This window comes from Microbacterium sp. Beta, assembly GCF_005502545.1.
GTDB classification, from domain to species: Bacteria; Actinomycetota; Actinomycetes; order Actinomycetales; family Microbacteriaceae; genus Microbacterium; species Microbacterium oxydans.
Window position 1 is genome coordinate 210,095 of the sequence record NZ_SCOG01000004.1, and the last position, 20,328, is coordinate 230,422.

General features: G+C 69.0%; 18 protein-coding genes. 11 read left to right on the forward strand and 7 right to left on the reverse strand.

Features of this window, described 5'->3' with window-relative positions; all coding sequences use genetic code 11:
• Window positions 1–162: 162 nt before the first annotated feature.
• The 7 genes from FFS56_RS06595 to FFS56_RS06625 all read left to right on the forward strand — a co-directional run bounded on the left by FFS56_RS06595 (window position 163) and on the right by FFS56_RS06625 (window position 9,210).
• The gene (locus tag FFS56_RS06595; protein ID WP_046746847.1) at window positions 163–1,197 is read left to right on the forward strand and encodes an autoinducer 2 ABC transporter substrate-binding protein; all 1,035 of its coding nucleotides are present in this window, start codon (window positions 163–165) and stop codon (window positions 1,195–1,197) included.
• A 64-nt stretch (window positions 1,198–1,261) separates the two neighbouring features.
• Window positions 1,262–2,800, forward strand: a complete 1,539-nt coding sequence (locus FFS56_RS06600) for a sugar ABC transporter ATP-binding protein (protein WP_046746848.1) — start codon at window positions 1,262–1,264, stop codon at window positions 2,798–2,800.
• On the forward strand, window positions 2,797–3,825 hold the full coding sequence (locus tag FFS56_RS06605) for an ABC transporter permease (RefSeq protein ID WP_231589643.1): 1,029 nt from the start codon (window positions 2,797–2,799) through the stop codon (window positions 3,823–3,825). The genes FFS56_RS06600 and FFS56_RS06605 overlap by 4 nt, the downstream gene beginning before the upstream one ends.
• 2 nt (window positions 3,826–3,827) lie before the next feature.
• Window positions 3,828–4,925: an ABC transporter permease gene (locus tag FFS56_RS06610; RefSeq protein ID WP_082108545.1), complete on the forward strand. Its 1,098-nt coding sequence runs from the start codon at window positions 3,828–3,830 to the stop codon at window positions 4,923–4,925.
• Between the two features lie 22 nt (window positions 4,926–4,947).
• Window positions 4,948–6,435: an FGGY family carbohydrate kinase gene (locus tag FFS56_RS06615; protein ID WP_127011697.1), complete on the forward strand. Its 1,488-nt coding sequence runs from the start codon at window positions 4,948–4,950 to the stop codon at window positions 6,433–6,435.
• Window positions 6,435–7,508: an aminopeptidase gene (locus FFS56_RS06620; protein ID WP_127011698.1), complete on the forward strand. Its 1,074-nt coding sequence runs from the start codon at window positions 6,435–6,437 to the stop codon at window positions 7,506–7,508. Before FFS56_RS06615 ends, FFS56_RS06620 begins: the two co-directional genes overlap by 1 nt.
• Before the next feature lies 1 nt (window position 7,509).
• Window positions 7,510–9,210: a dihydroxyacetone kinase family protein gene (locus tag FFS56_RS06625; RefSeq protein ID WP_127011699.1), complete on the forward strand. Its 1,701-nt coding sequence runs from the start codon at window positions 7,510–7,512 to the stop codon at window positions 9,208–9,210.
• 9 nt (window positions 9,211–9,219) lie between these two features.
• On the opposite strand, the gene FFS56_RS06630 is transcribed toward FFS56_RS06625, so the two are convergent.
• The 3 genes from FFS56_RS06630 to FFS56_RS06640 all read right to left on the reverse strand — a co-directional run bounded on the left by FFS56_RS06630 (window position 9,220) and on the right by FFS56_RS06640 (window position 10,985).
• Window positions 9,220–9,666: a hypothetical protein gene (locus FFS56_RS06630; protein WP_046746850.1), complete on the reverse strand. Its 447-nt coding sequence runs from the start codon at window positions 9,664–9,666 to the stop codon at window positions 9,220–9,222.
• 110 nt (window positions 9,667–9,776) lie between these two features.
• Window positions 9,777–10,553: an inositol monophosphatase gene (locus tag FFS56_RS06635; protein ID WP_127011700.1), complete on the reverse strand. Its 777-nt coding sequence runs from the start codon at window positions 10,551–10,553 to the stop codon at window positions 9,777–9,779.
• Window positions 10,554–10,616: 63 nt separating this feature from the next.
• Window positions 10,617–10,985, reverse strand: coding sequence for a VOC family protein (locus FFS56_RS06640; protein WP_046746852.1), 369 nt, complete (start codon window positions 10,983–10,985; stop codon window positions 10,617–10,619).
• Window positions 10,986–11,047: 62 nt separating this feature from the next.
• Between FFS56_RS06640 and FFS56_RS06645 the strand changes: the two genes are divergently transcribed.
• Complete coding sequence (locus FFS56_RS06645; RefSeq protein WP_127011701.1) at window positions 11,048–11,497, forward strand: MarR family transcriptional regulator; 450 nt, start codon at window positions 11,048–11,050, stop codon at window positions 11,495–11,497.
• 11 nt (window positions 11,498–11,508) lie between these two features.
• Here FFS56_RS06645 and FFS56_RS06650 read toward each other — a convergent pair whose 3' ends face one another.
• From FFS56_RS06650 to FFS56_RS06660, 3 genes are read right to left on the reverse strand one after another with little or no spacing between them, the layout of a single operon-like run.
• Window positions 11,509–12,282 (reverse strand): heme ABC transporter ATP-binding protein, encoded by a 774-nt coding sequence (locus FFS56_RS06650; RefSeq protein ID WP_127011702.1) that lies wholly within the window; start codon window positions 12,280–12,282, stop codon window positions 11,509–11,511.
• A complete protein-coding gene (locus FFS56_RS06655) occupies window positions 12,279–13,352 on the reverse strand; it encodes an iron ABC transporter permease (RefSeq protein ID WP_127011703.1) in 1,074 nt (357 codons plus the stop codon). Before FFS56_RS06655 ends, FFS56_RS06650 begins: the two co-directional genes overlap by 4 nt.
• Complete coding sequence (locus FFS56_RS06660) at window positions 13,349–14,455, reverse strand: ABC transporter substrate-binding protein (protein ID WP_046746856.1); 1,107 nt, start codon at window positions 14,453–14,455, stop codon at window positions 13,349–13,351. The genes FFS56_RS06655 and FFS56_RS06660 overlap by 4 nt, the downstream gene beginning before the upstream one ends.
• A 162-nt stretch (window positions 14,456–14,617) precedes the next feature.
• Between FFS56_RS06660 and FFS56_RS06665 the strand changes: the two genes are divergently transcribed.
• Together FFS56_RS06665 and FFS56_RS06670 are read left to right on the forward strand one after the other, a co-directional pair.
• A complete protein-coding gene (locus tag FFS56_RS06665) occupies window positions 14,618–18,037 on the forward strand; it encodes an HtaA domain-containing protein (RefSeq protein WP_127011704.1) in 3,420 nt (1,139 codons plus the stop codon).
• Window positions 18,038–18,142: 105 nt separating this feature from the next.
• Window positions 18,143–18,457 (forward strand): hypothetical protein, encoded by a 315-nt coding sequence (locus tag FFS56_RS06670; protein WP_058631637.1) that lies wholly within the window; start codon window positions 18,143–18,145, stop codon window positions 18,455–18,457.
• A gap of 3 nt (window positions 18,458–18,460) precedes the next feature.
• On the opposite strand, the gene FFS56_RS06675 is transcribed toward FFS56_RS06670, so the two are convergent.
• Window positions 18,461–19,066, reverse strand: a complete 606-nt coding sequence (locus FFS56_RS06675; RefSeq protein WP_082108549.1) for a zinc-binding alcohol dehydrogenase — start codon at window positions 19,064–19,066, stop codon at window positions 18,461–18,463.
• A gap of 140 nt (window positions 19,067–19,206) precedes the next feature.
• On the opposite strand from FFS56_RS06675, the gene purM reads away from it, so the two are divergent.
• Entirely contained in the window at window positions 19,207–20,322 is a 1,116-nt protein-coding gene (purM, locus tag FFS56_RS06680; protein ID WP_046746859.1) for a phosphoribosylformylglycinamidine cyclo-ligase, read from the forward strand.
• The last annotated feature ends 6 nt before the right edge of the window (window positions 20,323–20,328 follow it).

The following is a 20,328-nucleotide window of genomic DNA, read 5'->3' on the forward strand; positions in this document are numbered from 1 at the left end:
CCTTCGGCCTCCCCGTTGCGCAACGGTTGCGCAACGGGTGTGAGATTTCGCATTGACAAGCGGCAGGATCACGTTTTACTGTTCCACAGCGATGAGATTTCTTCCCATTCCTCCCTGGGGGTGGTGGAAACTAACACTGGCTCACACACGAAGGAGTGGAACATGCGTAAGACGAAGTTGCTTGCAGGTGTCGGATTCGGTGCCGTGGCGATGCTCGCCCTCGCCGGCTGCGGTCAGGTCGGCGGCACCACCGGTGGTGGCGAGACCGGCGGAAGCACCGAAGACGGCGCGATGGTCACCGTGGTCAAGATCTCGGGTGTCGGCTGGTTCGACCGTATGGAGGTCGGCGTCAAGGAGTTCGCCGAGGAGACCGGGATCGACGCCCGCCAGGAGGGTGCGGATGACGCCAGCCCCGAGAAGCAGATCCAGATCATCCAGGACCTGATCGCGCAGTCGCCCGCCGCGATCACGGTCGTCCCCAACTCGCCCGAGGCGCTGGAATCCGTGCTCAAGCAGGCCAGGGACCAGGGGATCATCGTCGTCGCTCACGAGGCGGCGGGCATCAAGAACGCCGACATCGACATCGAGGCGTTCGACAACCGGGCCTACGGCGCGAAGATCATGGACAACCTCGCCGAGTGCATGGGCGACTCGGGACAGTACGTCTCGTTCGTCGGTGGCCTCACGGCCAAGACCCACATGGACTGGGTCGGCGGCGCCTACGACCAGCAGCAGGCGGAGTACCCCGACCTGACTCGCGTCGAGGAGCCGGTCGAGAGCAAGGAAGACGAGAACGTCGCCTACCAGCGCGCGAAGGAGCTGCTCGCGAAGTACCCCGACATCAAGGGCTTCCAGGGCTCGGCCGGCACGGATGTCGCCGGTATCGCCCGGGCGGTGCAGGAGGCGGGCCTGGAGGATCAGGTCTGCGTGATGGGCACCAGCATCCCGTCGGTGGCGAAGAAGTACATCGTCGACGGATCGATCGACAAGATCTTCTTCTGGGACCCGGCGATGGCCGGCAAGGCGCAGCTCAAGATCGCTCAGCTGCTCGTCGACGGAGAGAAGATCACCGACGGCACCGACCTCGGCATCGAGGGCTACAACTCCCTGAAGAAGCTCGACGGCTTCGACAACGTGTACGTGGGTGACGCCGCGGTCATCGTCGACAAGGACAACGTCGACGACTACGACTTCTGATCCCGACGTCCACCACCACTCAGGGCGGGGCCGCCAGCGCGCGGCCCCGCCTCGGAGGAAGAACATGAACGAAGAACAGGCGCAGCCGGCATCCGAGGCCGGGCTCGCTCCCGATGCCGGACCCGTTCTCGAGGTCAGAGGCGTGCGGAAGGTGTTCGGCGGGGTCGTCGCGCTCGACGACGTCGGCATCACCCTCTACCCCGGGCGGGTGCACTGTCTGGCCGGCGAGAACGGGTGCGGCAAGTCCACGCTCATCAAGATCATCAGCGGGGTCGAGAAGCCGGAGGCCGGCGAGATCCTGCTCGACGGCGAACCGCTTACCCACCTCTCGCCGACCCAGGCCCTGCGAGCCGGTATCCAGGTCATCTACCAGGACTTCTCGCTCTTCCCCAACCTGACCGTGGCGGAGAACATCGTGCTCCCGGCCGCGATCGCCGCGCGACGCAAGCTCTACAGCGCGAAGAACCGCCGTCCCGAGGCGCAGCGCATCGTGGAGGAGCTGGGACTCACCCTCGACCTCGACGCCGACGTCGAACGGCTCTCGGTCGCCGACCGACAGCTCACGGCGATCTGCCGGGCGCTCGTGCAGGACGCGCGGGTCATCTTCATGGACGAGCCGACAACCGCTCTCACGCACTCCGAGGTCGAGCGGCTCTTCGCCCTCGTGCGGCGGCTGCAGCAGCGCGGTGTCGCCCTGGTGTTCGTCAGCCACAAGCTCGACGAGGTGCTGCAGGTGTCGCAGGACATCACGGTGCTGCGCTCCGGGCGCCTGGTCGCGAACGGCCCGGCCGACGAGTTCGACGTCGCCTCCCTCACCCACGCGATGACGGGCCGCGCCGTCGACGACTCGCGCGTCGTGGTCGAGGTCGATGACGACGCCGAGCCGCTGCTGCGCGTCGAGCACCTCGATCTTCCCGGTGCCTTCACCGATGTCTCCTTCGACCTGCAGCCGGGCGAGATCCTCGGCCTCACCGGTCTGCTCGGCTCGGGTCGTGGCGAGATCGCCGACGCGTTGTTCGGCCTGTTGACCCCCCAGTCGGGAGCCGTCACCGTCGGCGGCCGCGCCGTGCGACCCGGCAGCATCCGGGCCTCCGTCGAGGCGGGCATCGGGTACGTTCCGGAGGACCGGCTCACGCAGGGCCTGTTCCTGGACAAGTCGATCTCCGACAACATCATCGCGGGCTCGCTGAGCGAGCACGCTGTCGGCAAGGTGCTGCTGAGTCGCAAGCGCACCGCCGAGACCATCTCCCGTCTCTTCTCGCGCCTGCGCATCAAGGCGCCGAGCGTCGAGGCACCCGTGCGGTCGCTCTCCGGCGGAAACGCGCAGCGGGTCGTGCTGGCGAAGTGGCTCGCGACCAAGCCGCGCGTGCTGATCCTGAACGGACCGACGGTCGGCGTCGACGTGGGCTCGAAGGAGGAGATCCTGCAGATCCTCCGCGAGGCAGCGAGCGACGGGATGGGCGTGATCATGATCTCCGACGACGTTCCCGAGCTCGTCTCGCTCTGCAACCGGGTGCTCGTGGTGCGTCGCGGCGAGATCGTCTCACGACTGGCGGGCGACGACATCGCAGCGCCCCGAATCCAGGAGGTGATGGCCGCGTGAGCGCCACCGACACCCGCATCCGCCTTCCCCGCATCGGACGCATGTCGAACGAGCTCGTGCTCGCGAGCATCATCGTCGTCCTGGTGATCGTGATGTGTGCCGTGAACCCCGCTTTCTTCAGCGTGCACACACTGTTCTCGATCCTGCGCTCGGCGCTGGTCCCGATGGTGTTCGCGCTCGCGGTGCTCTTCGTGATCATCTCCGGCGGCATCGACGTGTCGTTCGCCGCGATCGGAATCTTCGCCGCATACACGACGGTGTCGCTCGCCCAGGGCGGGGGCGTGGACTTCGGCCTCGTCGGCATCCTCGCCTTCGCGATCGTGATCGGCGGCGCCCTCGGGTTCGTCAACGGCATCGTGATCGCCCGGTTCCGGCTCCCGACCCTGATCGTGACTCTCGCGACACAGGGCATCTTCAAGGGCGTGCTGCTCGCCTACATCGGCTCCAAGTACATCGCCGAGCTGCCCGACGGCATCTCCTGGCTGTCGACCGCGAACCTGATCTCGGTCGAATCGACCCGCGCGTACCTGCCGATGCTGATCGTGCCGGTCGTGCTGCTCGTGTTCGGGGCCGCGTTCCTGCTGCGCCGCACGATGTTCGGCAGGGGCATCTACGCGATGGGTGGTGACCTGGAAGGGGCACGACGTGCCGGATTCCCGGTCGTGCGCCTGCAGATCATGCTCTACGTGCTGGTCGGGGCGGTCGCCGCGATCGGCGGACTCATCCACGTCGTGCTGGGCCGCAGCGCGAACCCGCAGGACCTGGTGGGTACCGAGCTCGACGTGATCGCGGCTGTCGTGCTCGGCGGCGCCTCGATCTTCGGCGGGCGCGGTACCGTCACCGGCACAGTGCTCGGCGTGCTGCTGGTACAGATCATCAACAACAGTCTCATCCTGATGGGCGTGCCAACGGCCTGGCAGCGCGCCGCCGTCGGGTTCCTGCTGGTGATCGGCGTGGGGATCCAGGCCGTCATGGCCCGCCGCGCCTCTCGCCGGACGTTCGTCCTCGACACGGTGAAGGAATGACCATGCCTCAGTCGACCCCTCCCGGGCAGTTCGCCCGGATGAACGACCAGGTCGATCGGTCGGTGCGCTCCCTGCTCGGCCGTATCCACGTCGGCCGCGGCGTCGGTCGGATGCTGGTGCTGTTCGCGCTCGCCTTCGGGCTGTTCGCGATCCTGAACCCGAGGGTCTTCCTCAATCCGATCAACCTGCAGAACATGATGGTCGCCTCGCCGGAGGTGGGCATCCTGGCGATCGCCATGGCCCTCGCGATGCTCACCGGCGGGATCGACCTGTCCCTGGTCGCGATCGCGAACCTCTCGGCGATCACCGTCAGCACGATGTTCACCGCGATCGCGAGCAGCGATCCGGCCACGGCGGAGTCGATGGGCGGCCTCATCGCCCTGGTCGGCGTCCTGGTCGGCGCGCTCGCGGGAGCCGTCAACGGCTTCCTGATCGCGACCGTCGGCATCACGCCCATCCTCGCGACGCTCGCCACGATGCAGATCTTCAACGGCATCGCGATCGTCTGGACCGGGGGCACCACGCTCTACGGCGCCCCGGCGGTGCTCTCCTCGGTCGGGCAGGCGACGGTCGGCGGCATCCCTGTCCTGTTCCTCGAATTCCTCGTGGTCGCTGTTCTGATCGGGGTGCTGATCACGCGCACGCCGTTCGGACGGCGCACTCAGCTGCAGGGGGCGAACCCGACGGCGGCGATGTACTCGGGTATCCGCAGCACGAGCGTGCTCTACGGCACGTATGTGACGACGGGGCTGCTCGGCGGCATTGCAGGGCTCGTGTTCCTCTCACGCAACCCCACCGCGAGCGCCGACTACGGCACGTCGTACGTGCTGCTCGTGATCGTGATCGCCGTGCTCGGCGGCACGAACCCGACCGGCGGCTTCGCGACCATCACCGGCGTGGTCCTCGCGACGCTCGTGCTGCAGGTCGTGCAGTCCGGCTTCACGGCCATCCGGCTCTCGGCATATGAATACGCGATCGCGCAGGGGGTGATCCTGATCGCCGTGATGGTGTTCGATCAGGTGAGGGTGAGGCGAAGGCCACGCCGTGCACCGAGCAGCCAGACCGAGACGATCGCGCTCGCCGAGATCCCCCGCGCCTGAACCGCATCCGAAAGGCATCCTGATGGAACTGTTCCTTGGCATTGATGTCGGAACATACGAGACCAAGGGCGTGCTGGTCGATGCCACCGGTCACGTGCACGCCGAGGCGCGCTCTCGGCACGGCATCAGCACCCCGGCGCCCGGCATGGTCGAGCAGGACGCGGATGCGGTGTGGTGGCATGACCTCGTCGAGGTCGCCTCGACTCTGCGTCAGGCGGTTCCGGATGCCGCGATCGTCGCGGTCGCGTGCAGTGCGATCGGTCCGTGCGTGCTCCCGGTCGATGCCGAGCTGCGTCCACTGCGCCCTGCGATCCTCTACGGCGTCGACACCAGAGCCACCGAGGAGATCGATCTGCTCGAGACGCGTCTCGGGCGCGAGGAGATCTTCCGGCGGGCGGGCAACGCCCTCACGAGCCAGTCCTCGGGGCCGAAGATCCTGTGGATCGAGCGCAACGAGCCCGAGGTCGCCGCCCGAACCCGGTGGTACCTCACGAGCCAGAGCTACCTCGTTGCGCGCCTGACCGGTCAGGTCGTGATCGACCATGCGACGGCCGGGTACTTCCACCCCTGCTACGACCTCGCTCGGCTGGAGTGGAACCTCGACGGGATCGACGACCTGATCCGCCCGGAGACCCTGCCCCCGCTCGGGTGGTCGACGGATGTCGCCGGCGCCGTCACCGCCGCGGCTGCCGCGGCGACCGGCATCCCCGAGGGAACTCCGGTGCTGGTCGGCACGACGGATGCCGTCGCAGAAGCGGTCGGCGCCTCGGTCATGGCGGCCGACGACCTGATGCTCATGTACGGATCGAGCGGCTACTTCATCCGCGTGACCGATGAGCCGCATGCGGATCCGCGGTTGTGGGCGGCGCCGTTCGCACTCCGTGGGCGCTACGTGCTCGCGGCCGGCACCTCGACGGCCGGCACGGCGACACGGTGGATCGCCGACCTGCTCGGACTCGACCATGGCGACGGTGACACCGCGATGTTCGGGCGCTTGATGGAACTCGTCCGTTCGGCCCCGCCCGGCGCGAACGGAGTGCTGCACCTGCCGCACTTCAGCGGGGAGCGCACACCGCTGCACGACGCCGATGCGCGAGCATCCTTCAGCGGCCTCACGCTGTCGACGGGCCGCGCCGACCTCGCGCGCGCGGTGGTCGAGGGCGTCGGGCAGTCGATAGCGCTCGCCGTCTCCGCGTTGCTGGATGGCGGTGCCGCAGCGCCGCGCGTGGTCGCGATCGGCGGCGGAACGCACAACGAGGTGCTGGTGCAGACGGTCGGCGACTTGACGGGCCTTCACCAGCGCACGGCCGCAACCCTCGGAGCCGCGTACGGCGATGCGATGCTCGCAGCGATCGGACTCGGCATCGTGACCGAGGAGCAGGCCGCGAGCTGGGTCGCCTTCTCGGGCGAGGTCGTGCCCGACGAGGACGCCAACCCGCAGCTGCAGACGGCTTACGAACGATTCCCGAAGACGTACCGCGCGCTGCGCGCGCTGAGAGAGGTGGACTGATGAGCAGGTGGCAGGAACTGGCCGTGCATCTGGCCGAGGTGAACGAGGTCGGGCAGGGGACGAGGGTCTCGGTGTTCGCGACCACGGCTTCCGTGCTCGACGCGGTCGACGCCTTCGTCGAAGAGGTGTACCGCCGTGGCGGGATGCCCCAGGTGCTGCTCGTAGAGGAGAAGTACGACCGCTTCGCGCTGGAGCACGCGAGCGAATCTCTGCTGCGTGAGGCGGCACCTCTCGAGCTGGCATCGATGGAGTGGGCAGACGTGCACGTCTCGTTCCGCGGCATGGAACCGCCCGCGGATGAGATCGACGGCGCCAGGCTCAGCCTGCAGCGGGAGGGCAAGGGCCTCGTGTCGACCGCGCGGTGGCAGGGAACGAAGTGGACGCTCGTGCGCATCCCCACACCCGAATGGGCGACGCTCATCGGAGTCCCGAGGGAACAGCTGGAGCAGGAGTTCTTCGCCGGCACCCTCGCCGACTGGACCGCGCACCGCGCCCACCTCGATCGGCTGTGCGCCGCGTTGAACACCACCTCGCTGGTGCGCATCCTCGATGACGACACCGATCTGCGCCTGAACTGCGCCGGCCGCACGTGGGTGCCGTTCGCGGGGGAGGCGAACCTGCCCGACGGCGAGGTCGCGACCGCACCGGTTGAGGACGGCGTCGAGGGGCACATCACCTTCCCCGGCTCGTTCTGGTTCGGCGGCGCGACCATCACCGACCTCCGACTCGACTTCGTCGCAGGGCGGGTGGAGAAGGTGTCGGCCACCCGTGGCCTCGACCTGGTGGAGCGTATCCTCGACGCCGACGGCGCTCGCCGTGTGGGAGAGCTCGGCATCGGCACCAACCCGCATGTGCAGACCATGACCGGCGACCTGCTGATCGACGAGAAGATCCTCGGCACCGTCCACATCGCTCTCGGCCGCTCGTACCCGCAGTGCGGGGGCACGAACGAGTCGGCGATCCACTGGGACATCGTGAAGGACCTCCGCGCCTCGGGACGGCTCGAGGCGGATGGTCGGGCGCTCATCGACCGCACGACGTACGATCCGATCCTCTCCGGAGAGGAGCACTGACATGCGCAAGATCATCAACGACCCTCAGACGTTCGTCGACGAGACGCTGGAGGGCATCCTCCTCGCGCACCCCGATGAGCTGCGGGCGGTCACCGCGGACCGGCGCGCGCTGGCGCGGACGGATGCTCCGGCACCGGGGCGCGTCGGCATCGTCACGGGTGGCGGCTCGGGACACCTGCCGTTCTTCCTCGGATACGTCGGCCGCGGGCTGTGCTCGGCGGTCGCCGTGGGCAACGTCTTCTCCTCGCCGAGCTCCGCTCAGATCCACGCGGCCTCGGTGGCCGTGCACTCGGACGCCGGACTCCTCTATCTCTACGGCAACTACGGCGGCGATGTGCTGAACTTCGACATCGCGGCCGAGCGCTGCCGTGCCGAGGGCATCGAGGTGCGCACGGTGCTCGGGGCGGACGACATCCAGTCCGCACCGAGCGAGCGGGCGGAGTCGCGCCGCGGGGTGGCCGGGCTCGTCCTCGTCTACAAGGTCGCCGGAGCGATGGCCGATCGCGGCGCCTCTCTCGCCGAGGTCGAGCGCGTGACCCGCAAGGCCGCCGATTCGACTCGCACGATGGGCGTCGGTCTCTCGCCGACCGTTCTCCCGGCCGCGGGGGAGGAGACCTTCACGCTGGATGAGGGCGAGATGGAGATCGGCGTCGGCATCCACGGAGAGCGCGGCAGCCACCGCGGCCCTCTCGAGACGGCCAATGCCATCACGGATCGGTTCCTGGTCGAGATCGGTACCGAACTCGACCTGAGTGAGGGACGGCGCGTTGCCGTGCTCGTGAACGGTCTGGGATCGACACCGCTCGAAGAGCTCTACGTGATCTACCGCCGAGTGCACCACACGCTCGCGGACGCGGGGGTCACCATCGGCTACCGGCTCATCGGGGAGTACGTCACGAGCCTGGAGATGGCCGGAGCGTCGCTCTCGATCATGCAGCTCGATGATGAGTTGGAGGAGCTCCTGCATGACCCGGCGGGGTCGCCGTTCTTCCGTCAGGGCACTGTTCCGGTGGGGGAGGCGTTCACCGCAGGCGCGGCCGTGGACGAAGATGCAGTCGCTGTCGAGGCGACGGTGGTCGGGTCCCGTAGCGACCTGCGCGACCTGCTCCTCACCGTGCTGCCGCGGATGGAGCGACACCGCGAAGAGCTGCGCGCCCTGGATGCCGCGCTCGGCGACGGAGACCTCGGCGTCACGGTCGCGGTGGGCAGCGCGGCGGTCGCAGATATGCTGCAGCAGCTTCCGGACGACCTCGATGCCCGCAGCGTGCTGCGTGCTTCGGGTGACGCATTCGCCGCAGCGAACCCGTCGACGTTCGCGGCCCTGATCGGCAACGGTCTGCTCGCCGCGGCGGAGCAGACGCCCGTGGGTGCACACCTCGACCGTGCGGGTCTCATCGACGTCGTGCGCACTGCGGCGGCGAAGATCGGCGCACAGGGCGGGGCCGTGCCCGGTGACAAGACCGTGATCGACGTGCTCCTCCCGATCGCTGAGGCGCTGGAGGCCGGGGCGGATGCGGGCGCGGCTTCGAAGGCGGCGCTCGCCGCGGTCACCGAGAGCACCGGATGGCAGTCACGACGCGGTCGCGCCGGATGGCAGCAGGAGCGCTCGGTCGGTCACGCGGATCCCGGTTCTGTCGCCGTCGCGCGCTTCGTCGAGGAGATCGTGCGGGCTCAGGACGGGACCGGTCAGACCGGCGCATAGGGCTGCGGGTCAGGCCCGTTTGCGTCGCGCGATCTCGTCAGCGAGCTGCTGCACGAGGGCGGGGTCCGCGTCTCGGGCGAGGGTGACGTAGTGGTCCATGACGGCCGGCCGGTAGCGCACGGGCATCGTCTGTCCTGGCGCGAGCCGGGTGAGGTCGGTGATGGTGAGGTCTTCGTCGGCGATACCGCGGAACGAGATCCCGTCGGCGGTCTCCACGTCGAGCATCAGGACCACACGGGGGTTGCTGTTGACCTCTCGCCAGTCGACGAGAACGCCGAGCGCAAGCTCGCCCGTACGCAGTTCTGCATTGCGAGTGCGTGCCTCACCGCTCAGGAGCGGGTTCGGGGCGACGCCGGGGAAGTCGGGTCCGACGCCGAGCGATTCCCGACTCAGATCGGGCCTGAGCTGCTCCATCAGATCGTTGAGGCGCTGCTTCTTCTTCTTCGAACCGAACATCCTGGCCCTCCCTCGCACCCCTTCGCCGTTGCCGGTATCCCGGCCTGGCGCGTCGCCTTCACCGCGATTGTATGGTGCCGGGCAGATCCCTCCGGGCTTTGCCAGATCCTCTAGTGGACCGGCAGATGCGGCGGGTGAGCGACGATGCCGCCGCGCATCGTCGCCGGACGCTTCACGATGAGCCCGGCCTCTTCGGCGATCAGCGCGCCCGCCGCCCAGTCGAACTCGTACAGGTCGGTCTCGATGAAGGCGTCGACGCTGCCCTCTGCCACGAGGCACAGCCCGAGCGCTGCCGAGCCCACGCTGCGGAGATCCGTGAACGCCGACATCCTCGCCGGCAGGTCGGTGAGCTGCCGCGCCCGCTGCTCGGCGTCGTACGAGAAGCCGACTGCGAGCAGCACAGGGGTCGCGTCTGCTGCCGGCCCGTGAAGCCTTCGCCGCGTGCCGCGGGACTCGCGGTACGCCCCCAGTCCCGCTCCGGCGGAGTAGACGTGCTCGAGCTCGGGGGCGTGCACCACGCCGGCGAGCCAGGCGCCGGAGTGCACGTCCTGCACCGCGACCGACGACCCGTAGTGCGGCAGTCCGCGCACGAAGTTCGAGGTGCCGTCGAGCGGGTCGATCGACCAGCGGAGCGCGGAGCCGGTGCCGGTGGTCGCGTACTCCTCGCCCGACACCTCGTCGTCGGGGCGGTGTTCGGCGATCACAGCGCGAATCGCGCGTTCGGCGCGCAGGTCGATCTCGGTCACCACGTCGCCGGACGCGCCCTTCGTGCGAAGGCCGAGTGCGTCGGGCGATGCATCGCGCTCGTCTGCCGCCTCGGCGAGGACTGCGGCGCCGGCAGCGGCGGCGGAGAGGGCGATGTCGAGCAGTTCGGATGCAGACGGCATGGCGTATCGATCCTCCGGTGGGCGATCCTCCAGCGTAGCGGCGGGCAGGCACGCGGCGGGGAGTCAGGCGCGGTCGTGGAGGGTGATCCGGTACCCGTCGGGATCGGCGAACGTGAAGGTCCGACCGAACGGGCCGTCGATCGGTTCCGCGACGATGGTGTGTCCGTCGGCGAGGAGTGCATCGTGGATGGCCTGGACATCGGTGGCGTGCAGCCAGATGGCGGCGCCGATGCCGGGCTGGGCTACGCCGGTCAGGTCGGTGCCCGGTGCGATGTCACGCAGCGCGAATGCGATCGGGGCTGTGTCGAACACCACGGCGTGGGGAGGGCCTGCGGGAGAGCGGACGAGGCCGAGGTAGCGCTCGTAGAACGCCTGGGAGGCGGCGAGGTCGCGCGCCTGCAGGGAGATGAAGTCGGGGCCGGTGACGGGCATGGGAGAATCCTTCGCTTCGTGTCAGTTTTCTGACATAGGCGAGTGTATGTCAGAATACTGACATGAGTCAAGACCGCGCAGGCATCGACCTCGACACGTCGTTGGGCTACCTGCTGAAGGAGGCATCGAGCGCTCTCCGCACCGCGATGGAAGAGGTGCTGCGCCCGCTCGGCATGACCATCACCCACTACTCCTGTCTCGAACTGCTCTCCCAGCGGCCCGGCCTGTCGAACTCCGATCTCGCACGGGGCGCATTCGTGACGAGGCAGTCGATGAATGTCCTGCTCCAGGCGCTCGAACGCGAGGGGTTCGTCACCAGGCCGTCGGAAGCGCCTGTCGGGAAGACTCTCCCCGCCCGCCTCACCGAGCGCGGCCGTGAAAGTCTCGCGACGGCGACGGCGGCCGTCCGCTCCGTCGAGGTCCGGATGCTGTCCGGCATGACACAGGAGGAGCAGGCGGGAGCACGGAAGATCCTCCGAAGCATGATCCGCTCGCTTCGCGAACAGTCCTAGCCCCGCAGGGTTCAGCGCCGAGCGACCACGAGCGGCACACCGGTCGTGGGGTGGGGGAACACGTCGACCGCCTGGCCGTACACCTGCTCGATCCGCTCGGCAGTGAGCACCTCGCTCGCTGTGCCCGTCGCCGCGACCCGACCGCCCGTGAGCAAGGTGACGCGGTCGGCGTGCGCGAGTGCGGCGTTGAGGTCGTGCAGCACGATCGCCACCGCGATCCCCGTGTCAGCGAGTCCCCGGATCAACCGCATGACGTCTTCGTGGTGCTTGAGGTCGAGAGCAGCGGTCGGTTCGTCGAGCAGCAGGACGCCGGTGGCCTGGGCGATCACGCGGGCGAGGGCGACCCTTGCGCGCTCGCCGCCGGACAGTGAGGGCACGGCCCGCGATCCGAGCGCCGTCACCTCGGTCTGTGTCATCGCTGCGGACACCAGCTCGTCGTCCTCGTCGGCCGCGGGTGTGCGTGCCCACGGAGTACGCCCCATGCGCACGACCTGTTCGGCGCTGAAGGGAAACGTGACGGTGTTCTCCTGCAGGAGGACAGCGCGCTGCTGGGCGAGCGTGCGCGGCTTGATCCGGTCGATCGACCGCCCGTCGAGCTCGACCGTCCCTGCGTGAGCCGGCACGTCTCCGGCGAGCACTCCGAACAGGGTGGACTTGCCTGCCCCGTTCGGCCCGACCAGGGCGTGGATCTCTCCGCGGTGGATCTCGATGGAGGCGTCGTCGAGGATCGTCCGTCCTTCGCCCACGCGGACCGTGAGCCCCGATCCGCGGAGCCGCACGGTCATGCCCATCCTCCCGAGCGGCGGCGCGTGCGCACGAGCAGCCACAGGAAGAACGGGCCGCCCACGAGCGAGGTGATCATCCCGATCGGCAGGTCGGCGAGCGGGACGGCCGTGCGTGCGACGAGGTCGGCGACGGCGATGAGCAGTGCGCCACCGAGAGCCGAGGCGATCACGAGCGGCAGGTGGGCCGGCCCGATCAGCATGCGCATCAGGTGCGGGACCACGAGCCCGGCGAAGCCGATGATCCCCGCGAACGCGACCGCCGCGCACACCAGCAGCGCGACGGTCACGATGACGACGATCCGCAGCAGCTCGACATTGACGCCGAGGTGCCTGGCGGTGCGCTCGCCGAGGGCGAAGAGGTCGAGGCTCGGTGCCACGACCAGCGCGATGACGACGCCGATAAGCACGAGGGGTGCGACCAGCTGGATGTTCGACCACAACGCGCCGTTCAGCGATCCCAGCTGCCAGAACACGATCTGCTCGCGCGTCGACGTGGTGCCGAGGAACGTGAAGAACGCCATACCGGCGCCCGCGATCGCGTTGATCGCGATGCCCGTCAGCAGCAGGGTCACGACCTCGGTGCGACCACCGGACCGACTGATGAAGTACACCGAGAACACTGCGACCAGCCCCCCGAGGAACGCGAACGTCGGCGTGGTCCACATGCCGAACGTCGCGAGCCCGAAGGTGATGCTCGCTGCCGCGCCGAGCGCTGCGCCCGAGGAGACCCCCACGACACCGGCGTCCGCGAGGGGGTTGCCGAAGATCGCCTGCATGAGCACACCCGAGACGGCGAGAGCGGCGCCGACGAGGAGCCCGAGCACGATGCGCGGCATCCGCAGATTGAAGATCACACCGTAGTCGGTGGAAGCCGTCGGCGCCCACGCGGTGTCGATGCCGACACCGCGCAGCAGCACTCCGATCAGCGATGCGGGGGAGAGGTCATACTGTCCGCTCGTGATCGACACGATGCAGGTGACGGCGAGCGCGACGATCAGGCCGACCGTCACCAGCGCGAAGCGCAGACCCCGGTGCCTCGAAGGGGTCGGGGTGACGACCTCGCCGGTCACGTCGCGGGCTCGGGGGCGTAGAGGGCGCGAGCCAGGGCCCCGATCACGTCGGCGGTACGTGGACCGAAGCTGAGGATCTCGCTGTCCGCCATGTCGATCACGCGGCGATTCGCTCCGGCGGGGGTCTCTGCCACGGCGGGGATCCGCTCGATCAGTCCGTCGATGCCGCCGACCGACTCCAGGCCGTCGGTCATCATCACGAGGACGTCGGGCTGTGCGGCGACCAGGGCTTCCGCGGTCATCGGCTTCATGCCCTCCCAGCCGATCTCGGCCGCCACGTCGACACCGCCGACGGCATCGATCAGCGAATCGGCTCCGGAGTCCTCGCCGAAGATGTAGTAGACGTTCGCGCTGCCGCGCACGTACAGGAACAGCATCCGTGCGCGTTCGGCTTCGTCGGCGGGAACGACCTCTGCGATCTCCGCGAGCGTCTCGTCGACCGATGCATCCAGCCGCTGGATGAGTGCTTCACCGCGGCTCGGCACACCGAGAGCGGCGGCGATCTCGGTCACCAGCTCGTCGGTGGTGTCGAGTCGCCGGTCGCTGGAGATCACGACGACCGCGATTCCCGCGTCGCGCAACTGCTGACGCACCTCCTTCGGGCCGATCGTGGTGTCGGTGAGGACCACGGTCGGGGCCAGCTCGAGGATCGCCTCGGCATTGAGCGTGTGACCGGTCTTCGTCACGACGGGAAGGTCTTCGGTACCGGCGAAGACGGTGGAGGCGTCGCGACCGACGACCTGGTCGCCGAGTCCCAGGGCGAAGACGGTCGATGCGATCGTGCCGGAGATATCGATCGGGAGGATGCGGTCGACGGCGGTGATCTCGACCTCGTGACCCTCGCTGTCGGTCACGGCCACGGGCAGCTTCGGCGCAGTGTCGTCGTCGACGGGCTCGATCGCGTGACTCGACAGGCAGGCGGTCGAGGGGCCTTCGTGCGTGCGCACGTCGTCGATGAGGTCGAGCGATGCGAGCGGGACGGATGCCTGCGGGCAGTCGTCATCGGCGACGGAGGCCGGTGCTGCGGTGGCCTCCGGTTCTGCGCAGGCGGTGAGCCCGAGGGCGAGAACGGCGACGAAGAGGAGGGCAGGAACTCGACGCATTAGGCAGGCTATCCTAAAACTTGACGCGCGATGATCCGTACCTCTACGCTCGGGACCGGCGGCTTGCTTAGCTAAGCCTAACCAAAACTCCTTCCTCGCCCGACTGCATTGCGGCACCGCCGGCGCGCCTGCTTCTCGGTGCGCCCGGAGCCGTGGAGAACCGTGAACACCACAGCCCCCGCACCCTCGGTGAGCACCCGCATACGCGTGCTGCTCGCCGCTTTCGTCTCTCTTCTCCTCGTCGCCGCCGGTGCGGTGATCGTCCCGCCCGCGCACGCGGCCGGCGCTGCGGTCACCGCCACGGTCGCGTCGGCAGCCACCTCCGGCGTGAGCGTGCAAGTGCAGGCCGCCGGCCTGCCCGAGGTCGAAGGCGCGTACGCCGCGCTGATCATCAAGGGCACGGAGTCGGGACTCAGCGGCGGGGGCGGGTATGCCGCGTTCGTGATGCCGACCGTCGCCGCCGGCGCGAGCTCGTTCACGCTCGATGCACCGGCCGGATCGCTGGATCGGACGAAGTCCTACGAGGTGCTCGTGTGGCAGAAGCACTCGAACCCCAGCGACGCCACTATCTACGGTCGCGGCGATGTCGTCATCTCGTCCGGACAGTGGGACGCCGTGTTCGGTCCCGTGCCGACCGATCCCGGTACCGACCCTGGCACCGATCCTGGTACCGATCCTGGTACCGATCCTGGCACCGATCCTGGCACCGATCCTGGTACGGACCCCGGTACGGACCCCGGTACGGACCCCGGTACGGACCCCGGCACCGATCCGGGTACCGATCCGGGCACCTCGCCGAAGTCTGCGGCGATCGAGGTCTTCCTCGCCGACGGCACGACTCCGGCTGCCGGGGTGCCGCTCAAGGCGGGCGACAGGGTCGTGGTGAAGGGATCCGGCTACGACCCGACGGCGAACCTCGGCACCGAGGGGCGTGGCGTGCCGATCCCGAAGCACCTCCCCCAGGGCACCTACGTGGTCTTCGGCAACTTCGCCTCTACGTGGCAGCCGTCCGCCGGTGCCGCCTCGTCGGCCCGTTCGGTGGGCGCGCAGGTCTGGGCACTCGCCGAAGGTGTGCTGAATCAGGTTCCCGCGCAGTACCAGGGCGCGATCCGCGCGCAGTGGGTCGACATCGCGGCCGACGGCACGTTCCAGGCGACCATCACCCTGAAGGATGCGGCGGCGACGCCTGGCTCCTACGGTGTCTACACGTACGCGGCCGGTGGGGTGGTCAACGCCGATCAGGAGCGCAGCGTCGCCCTGAACTACGGTGTCGCGTCGGGCGTGACCACGACGGTGAAATCTGCGAGCGCGAGCGGCGGGCTCACCGTCACCGCCTCCGCCTCCCAGCTCGGCGCGATCACCGGCGCCTACGTCGCGCTGATCGAGAAGGGCACCGAGGCGAACGTCACCGGCAGCAGCGGCTTCCTGGCGATGCAGTACGTGCGGAACATCTCTGGTGGCGCGCTCTCGGTCGACTTGACCGCAGCCACCGACACGCTCGACCGCGCGAAGTCGTACGAGGTCATCGTGTGGAAGCAGCACTCGATGCCCGATGCGAGCACGATCTACGGGCGGAGCACCGTCACGGTGACCGGCGCGCAGTGGGACACGCTGTTCCCTGCGGGGCCGAAGACGACGACGACGGTGAAGACGGCGACGGCGAAGGACGGCCTGACCGTCAACGCCGCAGCCACGAACCTCGGCGAGATCCCCGGCGCCTACGTCGCACTGATCGAGGCCGGGACCGAGGCGGAGGTGAGCGCCGACGGCGGTTTCCTCGCGATGCAGTATGTGCAGAAGGTCACGTTCGGTGCCTTCGCGGTCGACCTCACGACCGCGGCGAAGAACCTCGACCGCACGAAGTCGTACGAGGTGATCGTGTGGAAGCAGCACTCGATGCCCGATGCGAGCACGATCTACGCGCGCTCCGCCGTGACCATCACGCCGGCGCAGTGGGATGCCCTGCTCGACGTGAAGAACCCTGAAGTACCGGAGACACCGGGCACACCGGTCACGCCGACCGCTCCGGCGGCGAGCGTTCCGGGCGGCTCCCTCCGCTGGGCCATCTCCTCGTCGTTCACCGACTACATCACGGGCAACATCGCGAAGGGGTCCATCGCGGTCTCCGACGGCGCGACCCGTTCCGGCGGTCAGTTCCAGTTCGGCCAGACCGTCGGGGGCGACTTCGACGTGAACACCGGTCTCGGCAGCGTCGTGTACCGCGGATCGGTGCGCTTCACCGGACACCAGGGCGTGCTGGACGTGACGGTCTCGAACCCGTCGATCCGCATCACCTCGACGAACGCCGCGACTCTGTACGTCACCAGTGGCGGCGCGCAGGTGCCGTTCGCGACGCTCGACCTGTCCGGGGCGGCGCGCGTCGCTGCCAACGGCGCGGTGACCTACACGGCGGCTCCCGCGGCGCTGACCGCTGAGGGACGCGATCGGGTGCTCTCGGGCTACGGCACGGCACTGAACCCGGTGACCTTCACGATCGGCTCGGTCGCCTCAGCGCCCGCCGGATCGAGCGGCACGGTCGCCGCAGCGGTCGTGAAGCCGAAGGTCACGCTGCCGCCGACCCCGCCGGCGACCGCGGGAATCGAGGCCGACGAGGCCGCTCTGGCCGCACTCGCCGCGGGGCAGCCCGCGACGGTGTCCGCATCCGGATTCCGGGCGAACGAGCAGGGGATCAAGGTCGTCGTGTACTCGACCCCCGTGCTCCTCGACACGGTGGCGGCCGATGAGAACGGTGTCGCGACCTGGTCGGGTGCCCTTCCCGCCGCACTCGAGGACGGCGAGCACACGCTCACGTTCCAGGGCTCCGTCAACCGTGGTCTGGTGTTCACCCTGAACAGGGCGACGGCGGCGATCGGCGTCTGCACGGTGGAGGGCGCCACGCTCAAGTGGGGCTACAAGGAGTCGTTCCGCACCTACATCGAGGGCATCGCGAAGGGGGGCTGGACCCTGACCGACGTGACCTATGAGTACCCCGACTACGTGTGGGGGAACGGGGCGGGATCCCTGGACGACGAGAGCCTCGCCGGCCTGATCACCTTCGGCGGCAGCATCACCTTCACGGGTCATGACGGCGCGCTGAACACGACACTCGCGAACGCGGCGGTCGAACTCGCGGGAGACAAGGGCTACCTCGTCTTCGACGTGACCGGCACCACGCAGGGCGGGGAGAGCATCGATCAGAAGGGGGTCCGCCTCGCGGAGTTCGCCCTCGGTGATGCCGCAGTCGTCGATGGCGCGCTGACGCTCGACGCGATCCCCACGACGCTGACCGAGGCCGGGGCCTCAGCCTTCGGCACCTACGCCGCGGGGGAGGAGCTCGATCCGGTCACGGCTGTCATCCCGGTCGGCGCGGACTGCGGCGTCGAGGCGGAGAAGCCGGAATCCGACTCGGAGGCGGCTGCGGTGGTGACTGCCGCGGACGAGCCCGCCGACGCCGAGGGTGCTCCGGTGTGGCCGTGGATCGTCGGTGGTCTGGTCGTGGTCGCCCTCGCTGCGACCGGCGGTGTGCTGATCGCCCGTCGCAACCGGGTGGCGGAGACCGCCGAGACGACCACCGAGGTCTGATCGCGGTGACACGGAACGGCCCTCCCCGCAGCAGACGTGGGGAGGGCCGTTCTGCCGCTCGTGACACCGGTGCACGGCGGCCGTCGTCGGTGGGACAATGGAGACATGACCCCCACCGACTCGCACCAGACCGTCGAAGCGACCGTGCGCCGCGTGCCGCGGTACGGCGTGCTCATGGGCATCGGCGTCGTGGTCGGTGTGATCGCGGCCGGCATCCTCACCTGGACCGGCAGCTTCGACGAGTCGCAGGCCCTCGACATCGTCTACCCGCCCGGCCAGGTGTTCGGCTTCCTGTTGCTGTGGACGGTCCCGATCGGGATCGCCCTGGGGGGCGTCGTCGGCCTGATCCTGGAGCGTCTCGCCCGTCGCCATGACCGGGTCGTGCGGGTCGACCGCGAGACCGTCGTCGACGAGGACTGACCGCTACGCCAACTCGGCGATCACCGGACGGATCGCAGCGTCGAATGCCACGACATCGCGGCGCAGTCCATCGGTCACGGCGACCGTGAGAGCCCCGATCCACCAGATACCGCGCTGCGAGAACGGCAGCACCTGCACGTTCAGCTCGAACGAGTGGGCCCGGCGGCCGACCTCGCGCTCGAACTCCGCGATCGCGCTCGCATACGCGCGGTAGGCATCGCCGCCGGTATGGCTCTTCATCGAGGTCACGTACCTGTCGTGCGCGGCACGCGCATACAGCAGGGCCGACGTCGCCTGGGGCGCGATCGCCGCCATGAGCTCCTCCGCACCGCGGGCGGGCAGCGCGACCAGGGTGTCGAATCCGTCGATGAGTTCGAGCGGTACATCCGAGGGGTGGGCGCGAGGTTCCACGGTCATGTCCCAGTAATGGCGCCACTGCGCTTCGAGATCGGGGGAGGCGTCGGCGGCATCGGGGGCGCGGACGGCGAGCTCCCGCAGACTCGGAAGGTCTTCGGGAACCCGGATCCCGAGCTGTTGCCGCAGTGCGAGCGCGACGAGCACCGGAACGCTCGCGTCTTCGCGGATGAGCCACTGCGGCTTGTCTGCCATGGCCCCATCGTAGGCGGACGGTCGACGGCGGCGGCTCTCCGGGTTCATATGTCGTCGGGTGAGAACTCGGGTGGACGCTTGGCGAGGCCGGGTCGGACTTCGCGGAGAGAGTGGCCTGCTCCGGGCGGTAGGCTGGGGGCGTGGCTGCCTCCCCCACCAACCCCTATTCCGAAGCCGGCGTCGATACCGCTGCAGGTGATCTCGCCGTCGAGCTGATGAAGTCCTCCGTACGCGCGACGCACGGCCCCGAAGTGCTCGGCGGTGTCGGCGGATTCGCCGGCCTGTTCGACGCCAGCGCGCTGCGCGACTTCCGTCGTCCGCTGCTCGCGACCAGTACCGACGGCGTCGGCACGAAGGTCGCGATCGCGCAGGCCATCGACAAGCACGACACGATCGGCCAGGACCTGGTCGGCATGGTCGTCGACGACATCGTGGTGGTGGGCGCGAAGCCTCTCTTCATGACCGACTACATCGCGTGCGGCAAGGTCTATCCGCAGCGCATCGCCGACATCGTGCGCGGCATCGCCGAGGCATGCTCCGCGACCGGCACGGCTCTGGTCGGCGGCGAGACGGCGGAGCACCCCGGTCTGCTCGGACCGCGCGACTACGACGTGGCGGGGGCGGCGACGGGTGTGGTCGAGGCGGATGCGATCCTGGGCGCCGACCGCGTGCAGGATGGCGACGCGGTCATCGCCGTGGCTTCCAGCGGACTGCACTCCAACGGCTACTCCCTCGTGCGGCACATCATCACCGGTGCCGGCATCTCCTACGGCGACAACGCCGCTGACTTCGGAACCACGTGGGGCGAGGCGCTCCTCGAGCCGACCCGCCTGTACACGCTTCCGCTGCTGCGCCTGATCGAGCAGCTGTCCGGCGGCGTCCACGCGCTCAGCCATGTCACCGGCGGCGGCATCGCGGCGAACCTCGCCCGCGTGCTCCCGCAGGGCAGCTGGGCCGAGGTCGACCGCAGCAGCTGGTCGCCGAGTCCGGTCTTCCGTGTGCTCAGCGACATCGCCGGCTCCACGCTGGAATCTGCCGAGGGCACCTGGAACCTCGGCATCGGATTCCTCGCGGTGGTCGCCGCGGACAAGAAGGACGCCGCGATCGCCGCTCTGAACGCCGAGGGCATGCCCTCGTGGCAGGTCGGGACCGTGGGCTTCGGCCCGCGTCCAGCCGGTGAATTCGAACAGGGCGCCAAGGGCGTCGATGGTGGAGCAGTGCGCCTCGTCGGCGCCTATGCGGACGGAGCGAAGTAAGAGCCC